The following is a 14,410-nucleotide window of genomic DNA, read 5'->3' on the forward strand; positions in this document are numbered from 1 at the left end:
GACGGGTCCCGCACGGATGACGTGCGGGACCCGTCGTCGTAGGTGCCCGGGCCGGCGGTCCGGCCCGGCCCGGGGCGGGGCCTAGCCCAGGAGGCCGCCCACCAGGCGGCTGCCCGGCTGTCCCCCGGAGGAGGAGCTGCCGCCGTCGCCGTCGTCGTCGCTTCCGGTGGAGCCGGCGGAGCCGTCGCCGCTGCCGCCGGTGGCGGTGCCGCCGGAGGTCGGGCCGGCGGTGGTGCTCGGGGCCTGCCCGGCCGGGGAGGTCCGCTCGGGCGGTGCCTGGCCCGTGGTGCCCTGGGGCTGGCTGGGGGCGTCGCCGGGCGTGGTGCCGCCCTCGTCGGTGGCGCCGGGGGTGGTCCCGTCCTTCTCGGCGGGGGCGGTCGCGCCGGAGGTGGCGCCCTCGGTGGACGCGGAGGAGGAGACCTCCGGCGTCTCCTGTTCCCGCTCCCCGGACTTCCGGGGCAGCGGGGTGCCGGGGAGTTCGTTGCGCGGGCCCTCGCCGGGCCCCGGGACGACCACGCGGTCGGCGTCGCGCACGGCACCGCCGAGCAGCGAGCCGACGAGGAGGGTGACGCCGGCGACGAGGAAGGTGACCAGGGCGCCGCGGCGCAGCACGTACCGGCGCAGGTCCCAGATGTCGGCGCGGGGGCCGAGACGGCGCCACGCACCCCCGGCGAGGCGGCCGTCGACGGAGTAGACGGGTGCCCCGGCGATGATCAGCGGGGACCAGGCGGCCAGGTAGATGATGTCGGGGGCGTCGTAGACGGGCGTGCTCTTCCAGCTGACGGTGACCAGCAGCGCGGCGGACAGGATCGCGCCGATGACGGCGGCGACGCGCTGCCAGCAGCCCAGGACGGTCAGGACGCCGACGACGACCTGCAGGAAGGCGATGACCAGGCCGGAGCCGACGGGGTGCGCGAGGGCGAACTGGCGCAGCGGTTCGGCCACGTCCCAGGGGTGCAGGGTGTTGAGCCACTTCACCATGGACCCGCGCTCGCCGCCGTCGAAGTAGACGGGATCGCAGAGCTTGCCCATGCCGGCGTAGACGGAGATGAAGCCGAGGAAGACGCGCAGGGGCAGCAGCACGACACCGAGGTTGATGCGGCGGCCGGGGTAGTAGGCGTGCCGTGCCGGGTCGTCGGCGTGGCGCCTCGAGCGCGGCTCGGGGTCCGTGCCGTCGCCGTACTCGGGGGACGGGTCGAAGTCGTCGTCGCCGTAGGCCGGTTCGTCGTAGGCGCTGCCGACGGTGCGCATCGCGGGCAGCAGCCGGCCCCCGTCGCGGGCGAGGCCGCGCTGGGCGCCGACGAGAGGGGCCTGGAGGGGCTGGGTGTCGAAGTCGTCGTACGGGTCGTGGCCGGGGCGGCCGCCCCCGCCGACGCGGGGGATGACCTGGGTGGCGCCGGCGTCGGCGGAGGTGCCGGCGAGCGGGTCCTCGGCGTGCCGGCCCGCTCCGGCCCGCACCGCCTGGAGCAGCCGGTGGGCGCCGGTGTCGTCCGGGTCGGACCGGCCGCTCCAGACGACGGGGCGGCGCCGGGCGGGCGTGGGGACCCCGGTGCCGGCGACGGGCATGCGGGCGGCGTCCTGGGTGGCGCTCAAGTGCCGCGCGATCCGCGGGGACCGGGTCCGCCGCGCGGAGGCACCGAGCTGCACGCGGAAGCTCGCGTGATTGACGATGACCTGGGCCGGATCGCTCGGCACCTTCACCATGCTCAGCGCGGGAGCGTCGTCGTATCCAGACGAGCGGTCCCCCGTGGGTGTGCGGGGTGTTCTGGTGTCCACGCTCAACTAACCGAGTGATGTGTCGTTAGGACACTGCCTCCGCCCGCCGGATGTGTCCGGACCGCGTCAAGCTTGTCCGGACCACCCGGAACGCCCCGTTCGGGGGACCGCACCGAACGTACGATCCCCCGCGGCGGTCACCCGCTCAGGCGCGCCGGCGCGCGGCCTCGTAGAGCACGATGCCCGCCGCCACACCGGCGTTCAGCGACTCGGCGCCGCCGGGCATCGGGATCCGGACCCGGAAGTCGCAGGTCTCGCCGACCAGGCGGGACAGGCCCTTGCCCTCGCTGCCGACCACGACGACCACGGGCCCACCCAGGGCCTCCAGCTCGCCGAGCTCGACCTCGCCGTCGGCGGCGAGACCCACGACGACGATCCCGGCCTTCTGGTACGCCTCCAGCGCGCGCGTGAGGTTGGTGGCGCGGGCCACCGGCGTCCGGGCGGCCGTGCCGGCCGACGTCTTCCAGGCGCCCGCCGTCATGCCGGCCGCGCGCCGCTCGGGCACGACGACGCCGTGGCCGGCGAAGGCGGAGACGGAGCGGACGACCGCACCGAGGTTGCGCGGGTCGGTCACGCCGTCGAGGGCGACGATCAGCGGGTCCGCGCCCTCGTCGTGGGCGGCGGCGACCAGGTCCTCGGGGTGGGCGTACTCGTACGGCGGGACCTGGAGGACGAGCCCCTGGTGGTTGAGCCCGTTGGTCATCCGGTCCAGTTCCGGGCGCGGCGCCTCCATGAGGTTGATGCCGCCGCGCTCGGCCGCGAGCTGGAGCGTCTCACGCACCCGCTCGTCGTTGTCGATGAACTGCTGGACGTAGAGCGTCGTGGCGGGCACGCCCTCGCGCAGCGCCTCGTAGACGGGGTTGCGGCCGACGACGAGTTCGGACGTCGACCGGCCGCCCCCGCGTCGCTGCTGGGGGCGCCCCCCCGTGGCACGGCGGGCCTTCGCGTTGGCGGCGCGCTGCTTGGCGTGCCCCTTGCGCATCTCGGCGGGAGGCGTCGGCCCCTTGCCTTCCAGGCCCCGGCGTCGCTTGCCGCCGCTGCCGACCTGCGCGCCCTTCTTGCCGGACATGCGGCGGTTGTTCGCGGCCATGAGTTACCTGTCTCCGCTCTCTGCGTCTGCACGGGGTGTGCGTGGTGCTTGCGTCGTATGCAGTGTGCCGCCCGGGAGGCCGGGCGGCACACTCGATCTTCCCGGGACCGCGGGGGCTCAGCGGGAGCCGAGGCTCCAGCGGGGTCCCTGCGGGCCGTCCTCGATGGCCAGGCCCGACTCCTTGAGCTGGTCGCGGATGGCGTCCGCGGTGGCCCAGTCCTTCCGCGCCCGGGCGGCCTCCCGCTGGTCGAGGACGAGGCGTACGAGGCTGTCGACGACGTCGTGCAGGTCCTCGCCCTTCTCGCCCTCGCCGGCCCAGTGCGGCGCCTGCGGGTCGAGACCGAGCACGCCGAGCATCGCCCGGACCTCGGCGAGGCGGGCGACGGCGGCCTCCTTGTCGTCGGCGGCCAGCGCGCTGTTGCCCTGCCGGACGGTGGTGTGCACGACGGCGAGCGCCTGCGGGACGCCCAGGTCGTCGTCCATCGCCTCGGCGAAGGCCGGCGGCACCTCGGCGGCGGGCTCGACGGTCCCGGCCAGCTCGGTGACACGCTGCGCGAAGCCCTCGATCCGCGCGAACGCCGACTCGGCCTCGCTCAGGGACTCCTCGCTGTACTCGATGGTCGAGCGGTAGTGCGGCGTGCCGAGGTAGTACCGGAGCACGACCGGGCGCCACTGCTTGACCATCTCGCCGACGAGGACGCTGTTGCCGAGCGACTTCGACATCTTCTCGCCGCTCATGGTGACCCAGGCGTTGTGCACCCAGTACCGGGCGAAGGCGTCGCCGAAGCCCCTGGCCTGGGCGATCTCGTTCTCGTGGTGCGGGAAGATCAGGTCGATCCCGCCGCCGTGGATGTCGAACTCGGTGCCCAGGTACTTGTGCGCCATGGCGGAGCACTCCAGGTGCCACCCCGGCCGCCCCCTGCCCCACGGCGTCTCCCAGCTCGGCTCCCCGGGCTTGGCCGCCTTCCACATGGCGAAGTCCCGCGGGTCCCGCTTGCCGGTCTCGCCCTCGCCCGCGGGCTGGCGCAGCTCGTCGATGTCCTGGTTGGACAGCGACAGGTACCCGGGCAGGGAGCGCACGTCGAAGTAGACGTTGCCCTCGGCCTCGTAGGCGTGCCCGCGCTCGATGAGGCCGCGCATCATCTCGACCATCTCGGTGATGTGCCCGGTGGCGCGCGGCTCGTAGGTCGGTGGCAGGCAACCGAGCGCGGTGTAGGCGTCGTTGAACGCCCGCTCGTTCTCGTAGCCGATGGACCACCAGGGGCGGTTCTGCTCCGCCGCCTTCCGGATGATCTTGTCGTCGATGTCGGTGACGTTGCGGATGAACGTGACGTCGTAGCCGCGGTACGCGAACCAGCGGCGCATGATGTCGAAGTTCAGGCCGGAGCGGATGTGCCCGATGTGCGGGGCGGCCTGCACGGTGGCACCGCACAGGTAGATCGAGACACACCCGGGCGTGAGGGGGGCGAAGTCACGGATCTGCCGGGCGCTGGTGTCGTACAGGCGAATAGTCACGAGTCCAGGGTAGTGGGCCCCGGGCAGTGCCACGGGCGCACGGCCCGCCTGTCGCCGCACCGGTTCCGATTCGCGCCGCCGCCCGTCCGGCGGGAGCCACCGCTCGGCCCGGTGGGTGGGCGCGGCCCGGGGCCCGGGGGCGGAACCCCCGGCGGCCGGACGCGCGCCACGCCCGTCAGCCCACCCGCGCCACGAGCGCCGTGGCCACCGCCATCAGCCCTTCCCCCCGGCCGGGGAACCCGAGCCCGTCCGTCGTCGCCCCCGACACGGACACCGGCGCCCCCGCCGCCTCGGACAGCACCTTCTCCGCCTCCGCGCGCCGCTTGCCGATCTTCGGCCGCGGCCCGACCACCTGCACCGCGACGTTCCCGATCCGGAAACCGGCCGCGCGCACGATCCGCGCGGCCTCCGTCAGCAGGGTCACCCCCGACGCGCCGGACCACTCCGGCCGCCCGGTGCCGAAGTGCTGTCCCAGGTCTCCGAGCCCCGCCGCGGAGAACAGCGCGTTGCACGCCGCGTGCGCCACGACGTCCGCGTCGGAGTGCCCGGCCAGCCCGGTCCCCTCGCCCTCCCACTTCAGCCCGGCGCACCACAGCTCGCGCCCGTCCTCGAAGGCGTGGATGTCGGTACCAATGCCGACCTGGGGCAGCACCGGGGGGACGTCCGTCTCAGAAGCCATCGTTCAGCCTCCTGCGTGCCAGTACCGCCTCAGCGAGCACCAGGTCGAGGGGGCGGGTCACCTTGAACGCCTCCTCGTGCCCCGGCACGACCACCACCGTCCGGCCCAGCCGCTCGACCATGCTCGCGTCGTCGGTGACGTCACCGGTCACCGTCTCGTGGGCCCGCACCAGCGTGGCCCGGTCGAAGCCCTGCGGGGTCTGCACCGCCCGCAGTCGCGCCCGCTCCGGTGTCGCCACCACCGGCTCCGGCTCGCCCGGCACCGCGGCGGGCTCGACCTGCTTGACGGTGTCGGTGAGCGGCAGCGCGGGCACCACGGCGGGCGCGCCGTCCCGTACGGCCTCGATCACGCCGTCCACCGTGTCCACCGGCACCAGCGGCCGGGCCGCGTCGTGCACGAGGACGATGTCGTACTCGGGCGGCAGCGCGTCCAGGCCGAGCCGGACGGACTCCTGCCGCGACTCGCCGCCGGGGACGACGAGGAAGTCGGTCCGCTCGGGCAGCGCGTGCACGTCGAGGAGGTTCTTGACCTCCGCGGCGCCGTCGGGCGGGGCCACGACGACGACCAGGGAGACCGCGCGGGACGCGGCCATCGCGCGGACCGCGTGGATGAGCATGGGCGTGCCGCCCAGGGCGCGGAGGGCCTTCGGGGCCCCCGGGCCGAGGCGTACACCGCGGCCGGCGGCCGGGATCACGGCCGCGGTCCGGGCGTTCGTACGGGTTCCGGCGGGCGGCTGCGCGGGCGTGGGGCGCGATTCGTCAGACATCGGTTCCTGTCAGGTTTGTGTGCTCGACCTAGTTGGGTATGGCCTCACCGTGCCGGGCGCGACGCCTTGACCGGACCCTTCCGTGACCCTGGTCGAGCCTGCAGCCCGGGCCCGGCACGCCAGGACCGGGGGGAAGCCCCCGGGAGGAGCGTACGAAGGCGTTCGGCGTCGGGGTATGAAGATGCCGCAGCGCCCGGCGACAGCAAAGATGTCATCGGGCACCGCGGCATTTCGTGCGCTGTACCGAGTGGGCCTGAGCCGAGCGGCCGGTGGGCGGCCGTGCGTGTCAGGTCCCGCGCGGGTCTCGCCTCAGGAGGCGAGCACCTCGTCGAGCAGGGCCTCCGCCTTGTCCTCGTTGGTGTTCTCCGCGAGGGCCAGCTCGCTCACCAGGATCTGGCGGGCCTTGGCGAGCATGCGCTTCTCACCTGCGGAGAGTCCGCGCTCGCGCTCACGGCGCCACAGGTCACGCACGACTTCCGCGACCTTGATGACGTCGCCGGAGGCGAGCTTCTCCAGGTTTGCCTTGTAACGACGCGACCAGTTCGTGGGCTCCTCGGCGTACGGCGCGCGCAGCACCTCGAAGACCCGGTCCAGCCCGTCCTGACCGACCACATCACGCACGCCGACGAACTCCGCATTGTCCGCTGGCACACGTACCGTCAGGTCACCCTGGGCGACCTTCAGCACCAAGTAGGTCTTGTCCACGCCTTTGATCTGGCGAGTTTCGATAGCCTCGATCAGCGCGGCCCCGTGATGGGGATAGACCACGGTGTCGCCAACCTTGAACGTCATGTGACAGGTACCCCTTCCGTGGCTATCCAGGGTAACACGGATACGGCGTCTTCTGAATGGCGTTTTCGCAGGTCAGGGCATATCTCGGGGCTTGACAACAGCAACAGGAACGTGCTGCGCCGGGTGAGCGGAAGAAGGTATTCGCAGGTCGGAGCGGCTCTTCAGGCCGGACGAAACAGACACGTCACACACGCCGACAGGGGTCTCCAGACGCCTGAATATCCCCATATGTCTGGTTCCATGCGTGCGACTTCCGCTACTCCGTTCGGTCCCCGGCGCGGGCTTCCGGACGATTCCGGAATTGATCACTGGTCCTCCCGACGCGCCCCCGTCGTTGATCAATTTCGGCTCGGTCCGCGCATTCCTTCACACGGAATTCGCGTGCGGGCGGGCACCGGTATGGCGGTGCTTCTTATCCGAATGGCGGATCGGGGTGTGTCGACTCCGCACACCAATGCGACTCCTGATGCCAGTGCGCCCGACGCCCTCCCGAAGCGGCCGGCCGGGCCCCGGATCTACCGCCTGCCGGGCTAAGCCGAGCCCCTCCGGGGAGGGTCGGGTGCGGCGGCCCGGGAACGGCTCGGTAACCTGAGGCCGCTGACAGTCACTTAGGGCGGCTTTATCCGTGCCGCCGCCTCGCTCGAGTCCAAGGAGTTGCCGCCGCCGTGAGCAGCAGCCTTCGACGCGGTGCCCTCGCCGCCGCCGCCATCGCGTTCTCGATCGCCTCGCTCGCCGCGTGCGGTGCCGGTCACAACGCCCAGACCCTGAATATCAAGCCGGACAACGCCGCGACCTCCGTCGGCGACATCAAGATCCAGAACGCGGTCGTCATCACGCAGCCCGACCTGGAGTCGACCGGCCCGGCCGTGGTCTCCGGCACCGTGTTCAACAGCAGCTCGACCGACCAGACGCTCGACTCCATCACCGTGGCCGGCAAGTCCGCCGAGCTGAAGCCCGCCAAGGGCGGCAAGGGCCTGACCGTCCCGGCCGGCGGTTCCCTGATCCTGGGGGGCAAGGACAACGCCTCCGCGGTGCTGCCCAGCAGCCGCGAGGCCATCCAGGACGGCGACGTGCAGAAGGTCACCTTCGCCTTCAGCGAGACCGGCGACGTGAGCCTCAACGCCTTCGTCGTCCCGGCCGGGAGCTACTTCTCCTCGTGGGGCCCGAGCGAGGTCCCGTCGGCGCCGGCCGCGGAGACGCCGTCCGCGGAGACCTCCGGGGAGCCGGCCGCCGGTGAGGGCTCGGGCGCCCCGGCCGACGGCGCGTCCGCGGACGCGACCGGCGCGGAGGCCGACGCCGGCACGCAGGAGTCGGCCGGCCACTGAGCCCCGTACCCCTCGGCTCGCAGCACGGCGAAGGGCGGGACCTCCCTCACGGGGGTCCCGCCCTTCGCGCTGCGTCCCGGGGGCCGGAGCCGGTCCGGTTACGGCTCGAACTTGTAGCCGAGGCCGCGCACCGTCACCAGGTAGCGGGGCGCGCCCGGGTCGGGTTCGATCTTGGCGCGCAGCCGCTTGACGTGGACGTCGAGGGTCTTGGTGTCGCCCACGTAGTCGGCGCCCCACACCCGGTCGATCAGCTGCATGCGGGTCAGCACGCGGCCGGCGTTGCGCAGCAGCATCTCCAGCAGGTCGAACTCCTTCAGCGGCAGGTCGACCTTGGTGCCGCCGACGGTCACGACGTGCCGGTCGACGTCCATACGGACGGGGCCGGCCTCCAGCGCGGCGGGCGTGACCTCCTCCGGCTCGCCGCGGCGGCGCAGGACGGCGCGGATGCGGGCGACCAGCTCGCGGGAGGAGAAGGGCTTGGTGACGTAGTCGTCGGCCCCTATCTCCAGCCCGACGACCTTGTCGATCTCGCTGTCCTTGGCGGTCACCATGATCACGGGGACGTTCGAGCGGCCGCGCAGCTGACGGCACACCTCGGTGCCCGGCAGTCCGGGCAGCATCAGGTCGAGGAGGACGAGGTCGGCGCCGTTGCGCTCGAACTCGTCGAGTCCGTCGGGCCCGGTGGTCGCGACAGCGACCTCGAAGCCCTCCTTGCGGAGCATGTAGGACAGGGCGTCGGAGAAGGACTCCTCGTCCTCGACGACGAGCACACGGGTCACGGAAGGACCTCCGGGGAGGGAAGCGTTTCGTACGGGGATGTGGAGGGGGTGGCGGAGGACCGTCCGCCGCCGGCGATCTCGCCGTGCTCCACATGGCCCAGGTCGAGCTGTTCCACCTGGTCCACGTGGTCGGCGTCGTGGGGGGCCCGCCGTGCCGCGCGGTCGCGGGCGGTGCCCGACTCCGGCAGCCGCAGGGTGAACGTGGAGCCCTGTCCTTCGGCGCTCCACACCGTGACCTCCCCGCCGTGCGAGGCGACCACGTGCTTGACGATCGCGAGACCCAGACCGGTGCCTCCGGTGGCCCGGGAGCGGGCGGGGTCGACGCGGTAGAAGCGCTCGAAGACGCGCTCCTTGTCCTTCTCGGAGATGCCGATGCCCTGGTCGGTCACGGCGATCTCGATCAGGTCGCCGCCGGGAGCGCCGACGCGCCGGGCCGCGATGCCGACGCGGGTGCGGGCGGGCGAGTAGTTGACGGCGTTCTCGACGAGGTTGCCGAGCGCGGCGGCGAGCTGGCCGCGGTTGCCGCGGACGTGCAGGTCGGCGGAGCCGCCGGCGGCCATGGTGATCTGCTTCGTACCGGCCGCCTGCCGGCAGCGGTCAATGGCCTCGGCGACCAGTTCGTCCACGCGGACGGGCTCGGCGTCGTCCAGCGGATCGTCGTTCTGGACCCGGGACAGGTCGATCAGCTCCTGCACCAGGTTGGTGAGCCGGGTCGCCTCGATCTGCATGCGCCCGGCGAACCGCTCCACGGCCTCCGGGTCGTCGGAGGCGTCCATGACGGCCTCGGAGAGCAGGGAGAGCGCGCCGACCGGCGTCTTCAGCTCGTGGCTCACGTTGGCGACGAAGTCGCGCCGCACCGCCTCGATGCGGCGGGCCTCGGTCAGGTCCTCGACCAGCAGCAGCACCAGCCGCGACCCCAGGGGCGCGACGCGCGCGGAGACGGCGAGTGCCTCGCCGCGCCCGTTGCCCCGCCTCGGCAGGTCCAGCTCGACCTGCCGTATCTCCCCGTCCCGCCGCGTGTCCCGCGCCATCTGCAGCATCGGTTCGACGGCGAGCTTGCCGCCCCGGACCAGGCCGAGGGCGTACGCCGCCGAGCTGGCCTTGACGACGCCGTCGGCCTCGTCGAGGACGACGGCGGAGGACCGCAGCACCGACAGGACGGTGTCCACGCCGGGCGGGAGCACCGGGTCGGTGTGCAGGGAGGTACGGGTGGGGCGCTTCTGGTCGCGCTCGCTCCAGCGGAACGCCAGCATGGCGATGACGCCGGTGAGTACTCCGGCGATCGCTGCCGCTGCGGCGACCGCCGCGTTCACGTCCATGCGTCAAGGTTAGGCATGGCGAACCGCCCCGCATCAGCCATCGGGGTGCGACCTCGGACACTCGTCGCCCAGAGTTCACCTTGGAGCCAGGGTCGGTTCACTCGGGGTGCCGGAATCGGACGCGTACGGGCCGGAACGTGTAAGCGTGGGGGTGCGGAGAGGGACCCGAGCCCCCTCCCAGGACGCACGAGAGGGAACCTGATGCGGGACGCGTACCACGAGGAACTGGACTCGATCGGCGACGGTCTGGTGGAGATGGCCCGGCTGGTCGGGTCGGCGATCGGGCGCGCCACGACCGCCATCCTCGACTCCGACCTGAAGCTGGCCGAGCACGTGATCGAGGCCGACCAGAAGGTCGACGAGCTCCAGCACGAGCTGGAGGCGAAGGCGATAGCCCTGCTGGCCCGGCAGCAGCCGGTGGCGACGGACCTGCGCATCGTCGTCACCTCGCTGCGGATGTCGGCGGATCTGGAGCGCTCGGGCGACCTGGCCCAGCACGTGGCCAAGCTCGCCCGGCTGCGCTACCCGGCGCGTGCGGTCCCGCACGACCTGCACGCCACGATCCTGGAGATGGGCCAGCTCGCGCAGCGCCTGATGGCGAAGGCGGCCGAGGTGATCATCACCAAGGACGTGGACCTGGCGCTCCAGCTGGAGCAGGACGACGACGAGATGGACCTCCTGCACCGCACCCTCTTCCAGCACCTGATGGACGACCGCTGGAAGCACGGCATCGAGACGGCGGTGGACGTGACCCTGCTCGGCCGCTACTACGAGCGCTACGCCGACCACGCGGTCGCGGTAGCCAAGCGGGTGGTCTACCTGGTCACGGGCGAGCACGCGGACGAGCTCCAGGCGGACATCCAGCCGGTGACGGGGGTGGAGGGGGCCTGACGAGGGGCTCGACCGGCGCCCGGTGCCGTCCCCGCCGGGTGCCGGGGCGCGCGGGAGCGCCCCAGTGCGCCGTTGATGCGACCGGGGCTTCGGGCGTCCAATGGGCTCAGGCACCAGCCTCGAGGAGGGACCCATGGCCGATTCCCCCAGTACGACGCCCGACCCCGCGCAGGAACGCCGGACCGAGCAGCCCACCGACCTGCGCAGCCTGCCCCTGATCGCCGCCTGCGGCTGCGGTTCGGGCTGCGGCTGCGGCTGCCAGTCGGGCAACCCGTGCCAGTGCGGCTGACGGGACGATGACGCGGTGACCGTAGGACGGCCGGGGTGCACCCGGCCGCCCTACGGTCTTTCGCTGCCCGCGCCGGCGGGCGATGTCCCCGCGTCCCGCAGGTCAGATGCCGAACGCCGGGGCGTAGCGGACGGTTCCTGCGGGGAGCGGGTGGCGGGCGTCGAGGCTGAGTGCCATGAGGGCCTCGTCCGGGACGTCGATGGTCACGCCGATGCCGTACCGCGAGGCCCGGGAGAACCCGAACCGGGGGTAGTACGACGGGTGTCCGAGGACGACCACGTGGCGTTCGCCCTGTGCCCTCGCCGCGGCCAGGGCCGCGCGGACGGCCGCGCCGCCCGCGCCGGTCCGCTGCCGTTCCGGGTGGACGGCGCACGGCGCCAGGCACAGGGCCGGCGTGGTGCCGATGTGGCAGCGGGTCAGGAGGGCGAAGCCCACCGGGCGGCCGGTCCCGTCCACCGCGATGAGGGAGAGGCCCTCGATCCAGGCGTCCGGGTCGGCGCGCAGGGCGTCGACAAGGTCGGCCTCCATGGCGGTGGGGAAGGCGGCGAGGTTGATGTCGCGGACGGCGGGGATGTCGGAGCCGGTTTCGGCGCGCGTGATCCAGGTGTTGCCCATGACGACGGATGATCCGTTCCAGGAGAGTTTCGTGTGGTCGCCCCGCGAGTTCACGCGCTCGGCGGGGGAGGGCCCGAGGGTCAGGCCACGGCCCGGGACATGAGGGAGACCCGGACGCTGCGCACGGCGTCACTGAACGCGGCCATCAACCTCACCTCCCTGATCCTCGACCCTGCTCACACGAGACGGAACAACCCTACAACGACCGCGGCGCCCAACGCCGTTGCTCACACCGGCTTCCGGCCTACTGGCTGACGCGCCTCTGCCGCATGTACCGGAGGATCACGAAGACGATCGCGGCGAGCTGTGCGACGAACCAGATGCTGATCTCCACCGCTCCCATGCCGCTGCCGACTGCCAGCAGCACCAGGGCGAACACGACGATGACCAGTAGAAGATTCACGATCAAGCTGCGCAACGTCCCGCCCCCGGACTCATGGCCTTGTGCCTGGGTGAGCGTGATCGCAGGTGGTGATCATCATGTACAGATCATCGCGGACCACCGGTGCGCAGCGGTCCCCTTACCTGTCAGGTCATCGACTCCCCTGCTCGGGGCATGCCATCCTCCCGGCGTACGGAGCTCGACCGACCGGAAGGACGCCATGCCCGCCTACGTCATAGCTCACCTGCGAGAAGCCGCTCCGCACCCGGAGATCGTCGAGTACATCGAGCGCATCCCGGCCACCTTCGAGCCCTACGGCGGACGCTTCCTCGTGCACGTCACGCCGCACGAGGTGAAGGAGGGCGACTGGCCCGGGCACGTGGTGATGATCGGCTTCCCCGGTATCGCCGAGGCACGGGCCTGGTGGGACTCGCCCGCCTACCAGGAGATCGCACCGCTGCGCTCGCGGCACATCCAGGGCGACATCATCCTGGTCGAAGGCGTCCCGGCCGGCTACGACGCGACCGCCACCGCGAAGGCCCTGCGAGAGACCCTGCCCACGGAGTAGCCCCGCCGGGCCGCAGCAGCGGCCCGCCACCGCTGCGAACCCCCAGGGGGCACCGGCCGGCCGGCACGCGGCGACGCCCGCCGCCTTCGGACCCCGTACCGCCTCCGAGTGACACATGCCCACCGCCCTGCGCTCGTCGGACGGGGAGTCGACAACGACCGCCCCAACTTCTAGGAGGCTGCTTCAAGTTGCGCATGCACAAAGGCACGTCCGTCGCAGTGGCAGCGGCACTGCTCGGCTCGCTGACCCTGCTCGGGACCGGGACAGCGACCGCCGTGGCCGAAGAGACGAGCGTGGCGCTGCCCAGCGCCTCGTTCCGGGACATCGTCGTCGACGGAGTGCACGACCGGGTGTTCGTCAGCGACCCGGACGGCGGCAGCGTCGTCGTCACCGACTACGAAGGCACGGTCGTCCAGCGGATCACCGCCGAGGAAGGGGCCGCGGGCCTCGTGCTCTCGGCGGATTCCAGCAGGCTGTACGTGGCCCTGTCGACGGCCGACGCGATCGCCGAGATCGACACCGCCACCCTCACCGAGACCGACCGCTACCCGACCGGCGCGGACACCTCGCCCCAGACACTGGCGATGGCGGGCGGCAAGCTGTGGTTCGGCTACGCGGTCGGCAGCAGCGGTGGCATCGGCTCGCTCGACGTGGCCTCCCCGGCCCCGGTGGCGACGCTCGTCCCGAGCGGCCGTTACTGGTACTACGCCCCGGCTCTGGCGTCCTCCCCCGCCGACCCGGACGTCCTGGTGGCGGGCGAGGAGGGCGTCAGCCCGGCCACCCTGGCGGTCTACGGCACGGCGGACGGCGGCCTGCAGAAGCGCACCGAGCGCCTCTTCACCTCGTCGCCGTCGATCTCGTACCTCAACGACTTCGCGGTGACGGCGGACGGCCAGAACATCGTCGTGGCGGCGAACAACCCGTACGACCACCAGATCGTCCGCCTGTCGGACCTGTCCTCGAACGGCTCCTACTCGAGCTGGCAGTTCCCGAACGCGGTGGCCGTGGCGGCCGACGGGACGGTGGCGACGGGCGCGACCGACGACTTCGTGAAGACCTACCGCCCGGGTTCCACCTGGCCGGCGTTCCGCGAATACGCCGTGAACGACCTCCAGCGCGACGGCCTCGCCTGGGCCCCGGACGAGAACCGGCTCTTCGCGATCACGGGCCTGTCCTACGGCAGCGCCCCCACGCTCCACGTCCTCCCGGACGCCGGCAAGCTGGACACCACCCTCAGCCTCGAGGCCCCCGCGACCTCCCGCAAGGGCAAGGACCTGACCGTCACCGGCCGGCTGTCGGCAGCGGAGCCCCTTCCGGCGGGCACGACGGTGGAAGTGACCCGGACGGACGCGGAACACCCGACCGGCACTCCGGTCGGCACCTTCCCCGTCGCCACGGCGACGGGCGAGTTCACGTTCACGGAAAGCCCGCGCGAGACGGGTGACATCACCTACACCGCCACGTACGCGGGCGACGGCGGGCACCTGCCCGCGACGGCCCAGGCGACGGTGACCATCACCAAGTAACCAGCCCGAGGACCGCGACCGGAGGCCTCGGACCGTGATCGCGTGATCGGTCCGAGGCCTTCCGGCTGCCGCGTGCCACCCCGAGCGGGGCAGTGCTT

15 protein-coding genes are annotated in these 14,410 nt (G+C 72.5%); 5 read left to right on the forward strand and 10 right to left on the reverse strand.

Features of this window, described 5'->3' with window-relative positions:
* Window positions 1-81: 81 nt before the first annotated feature.
* From AC0VYN_RS33830 to AC0VYN_RS33855, 6 genes are all read right to left on the reverse strand, one after another.
* Window positions 82-1,776, reverse strand: coding sequence for a DoxX family membrane protein (locus AC0VYN_RS33830; protein ID WP_475534038.1), 1,695 nt, complete (start codon window positions 1,774-1,776; stop codon window positions 82-84).
* 145 nt (window positions 1,777-1,921) lie between these two features.
* The gene (gene rlmB / locus AC0VYN_RS33835; protein ID WP_475534039.1) at window positions 1,922-2,866 is read right to left on the reverse strand and encodes a 23S rRNA (guanosine(2251)-2'-O)-methyltransferase RlmB; all 945 of its coding nucleotides are present in this window, start codon (window positions 2,864-2,866) and stop codon (window positions 1,922-1,924) included.
* Between the two features lie 117 nt (window positions 2,867-2,983).
* Window positions 2,984-4,381, reverse strand: coding sequence for a cysteine--tRNA ligase (gene cysS / locus AC0VYN_RS33840; protein ID WP_475534040.1), 1,398 nt, complete (start codon window positions 4,379-4,381; stop codon window positions 2,984-2,986).
* Window positions 4,382-4,556: 175 nt separating this feature from the next.
* Window positions 4,557-5,060: a 2-C-methyl-D-erythritol 2,4-cyclodiphosphate synthase gene (gene ispF / locus AC0VYN_RS33845; protein WP_475534041.1), complete on the reverse strand. Its 504-nt coding sequence runs from the start codon at window positions 5,058-5,060 to the stop codon at window positions 4,557-4,559.
* A complete protein-coding gene (gene ispD, locus AC0VYN_RS33850; RefSeq protein ID WP_385458192.1) occupies window positions 5,050-5,826 on the reverse strand; it encodes a 2-C-methyl-D-erythritol 4-phosphate cytidylyltransferase in 777 nt (258 codons plus the stop codon). The genes ispF and ispD overlap by 11 nt, the downstream gene beginning before the upstream one ends.
* A gap of 309 nt (window positions 5,827-6,135) precedes the next feature.
* Window positions 6,136-6,618 (reverse strand): CarD family transcriptional regulator, encoded by a 483-nt coding sequence (locus AC0VYN_RS33855; RefSeq protein WP_003953493.1) that lies wholly within the window; start codon window positions 6,616-6,618, stop codon window positions 6,136-6,138.
* A 665-nt stretch (window positions 6,619-7,283) separates the two neighbouring features.
* Between AC0VYN_RS33855 and AC0VYN_RS33860 the strand changes: the two genes are divergently transcribed.
* Entirely contained in the window at window positions 7,284-7,943 is a 660-nt protein-coding gene (locus AC0VYN_RS33860) for a copper chaperone PCu(A)C domain-containing protein (protein WP_475534042.1), read from the forward strand.
* Window positions 7,944-8,041: 98 nt separating this feature from the next.
* On the opposite strand, the gene phoP is transcribed toward AC0VYN_RS33860, so the two are convergent.
* Both phoP and phoR read right to left on the reverse strand, forming a co-directional pair.
* A complete protein-coding gene (phoP, locus tag AC0VYN_RS33865) occupies window positions 8,042-8,713 on the reverse strand; it encodes a two-component system response regulator PhoP (protein WP_465270560.1) in 672 nt (223 codons plus the stop codon).
* A 5-nt stretch (window positions 8,714-8,718) separates the two neighbouring features.
* The gene (gene phoR, locus AC0VYN_RS33870) at window positions 8,719-10,041 is read right to left on the reverse strand and encodes a two-component system sensor histidine kinase PhoR (RefSeq protein ID WP_475534043.1); all 1,323 of its coding nucleotides are present in this window, start codon (window positions 10,039-10,041) and stop codon (window positions 8,719-8,721) included.
* Window positions 10,042-10,242: 201 nt separating this feature from the next.
* Here phoR and phoU point away from each other — a divergent pair, with 201 nt between their 5' ends.
* Together phoU and AC0VYN_RS33880 are read left to right on the forward strand one after the other, a co-directional pair.
* Window positions 10,243-10,932, forward strand: a complete 690-nt coding sequence (phoU, locus tag AC0VYN_RS33875) for a phosphate signaling complex protein PhoU (RefSeq protein WP_475534044.1) — start codon at window positions 10,243-10,245, stop codon at window positions 10,930-10,932.
* A gap of 133 nt (window positions 10,933-11,065) precedes the next feature.
* Complete coding sequence (locus AC0VYN_RS33880) at window positions 11,066-11,221, forward strand: hypothetical protein (RefSeq protein WP_225635208.1); 156 nt, start codon at window positions 11,066-11,068, stop codon at window positions 11,219-11,221.
* Window positions 11,222-11,323: 102 nt separating this feature from the next.
* On the opposite strand, the gene AC0VYN_RS33885 is transcribed toward AC0VYN_RS33880, so the two are convergent.
* Window positions 11,324-11,836 carry a GNAT family N-acetyltransferase gene (locus tag AC0VYN_RS33885; protein ID WP_475534045.1) on the reverse strand — a complete coding sequence of 171 codons (513 nt, stop codon included), beginning with the start codon at window positions 11,834-11,836 and terminating at the stop codon, window positions 11,324-11,326.
* A gap of 244 nt (window positions 11,837-12,080) precedes the next feature.
* Window positions 12,081-12,245, reverse strand: a complete 165-nt coding sequence (locus AC0VYN_RS33890) for a hypothetical protein (protein ID WP_475534046.1) — start codon at window positions 12,243-12,245, stop codon at window positions 12,081-12,083.
* 193 nt (window positions 12,246-12,438) lie between these two features.
* On the opposite strand from AC0VYN_RS33890, the gene AC0VYN_RS33895 reads away from it, so the two are divergent.
* Window positions 12,439-12,786, forward strand: a complete 348-nt coding sequence (locus AC0VYN_RS33895; protein ID WP_475534047.1) for a DUF1330 domain-containing protein — start codon at window positions 12,439-12,441, stop codon at window positions 12,784-12,786.
* Between the two features lie 188 nt (window positions 12,787-12,974).
* Complete coding sequence (locus tag AC0VYN_RS33900) at window positions 12,975-14,312, forward strand: hypothetical protein (RefSeq protein ID WP_475534048.1); 1,338 nt, start codon at window positions 12,975-12,977, stop codon at window positions 14,310-14,312.
* Window positions 14,313-14,410: the final 98 nt, after the last annotated feature.

It is taken from the genome of Streptomyces sp. 63XJN7_1_ISO-PGPR-S23-121, from assembly GCF_056173025.1.

What these genes read in the sequence shown, in the direction of transcription:
- rlmB (WP_475534039.1), bottom strand. Translation starts at nt 2,866, where the DNA reads ATGGCCGCGAACAACCGCCGCATGTCCGGCAAGAAGGGCGCGCAGGTC.
- ispF (WP_475534041.1), bottom strand. Translation starts at nt 5,060, where the DNA reads ATGGCTTCTGAGACGGACGTCCCCCCGGTGCTGCCCCAGGTCGGCATT.
- ispD (WP_385458192.1), bottom strand. Translation starts at nt 5,826, where the DNA reads ATGTCTGACGAATCGCGCCCCACGCCCGCGCAGCCGCCCGCCGGAACC.
- AC0VYN_RS33855 (WP_003953493.1), bottom strand. Translation starts at nt 6,618, where the DNA reads ATGACGTTCAAGGTTGGCGACACCGTGGTCTATCCCCATCACGGGGCC.
- phoR (WP_475534043.1), bottom strand. Translation starts at nt 10,041, where the DNA reads ATGGACGTGAACGCGGCGGTCGCCGCAGCGGCAGCGATCGCCGGAGTA.
- phoU (WP_475534044.1), top strand. Translation starts at nt 10,243, where the DNA reads ATGCGGGACGCGTACCACGAGGAACTGGACTCGATCGGCGACGGTCTG.
- AC0VYN_RS33880 (WP_225635208.1), top strand. Translation starts at nt 11,066, where the DNA reads ATGGCCGATTCCCCCAGTACGACGCCCGACCCCGCGCAGGAACGCCGG.
- AC0VYN_RS33885 (WP_475534045.1), bottom strand. Translation starts at nt 11,836, where the DNA reads ATGGGCAACACCTGGATCACGCGCGCCGAAACCGGCTCCGACATCCCC.
- AC0VYN_RS33895 (WP_475534047.1), top strand. Translation starts at nt 12,439, where the DNA reads ATGCCCGCCTACGTCATAGCTCACCTGCGAGAAGCCGCTCCGCACCCG.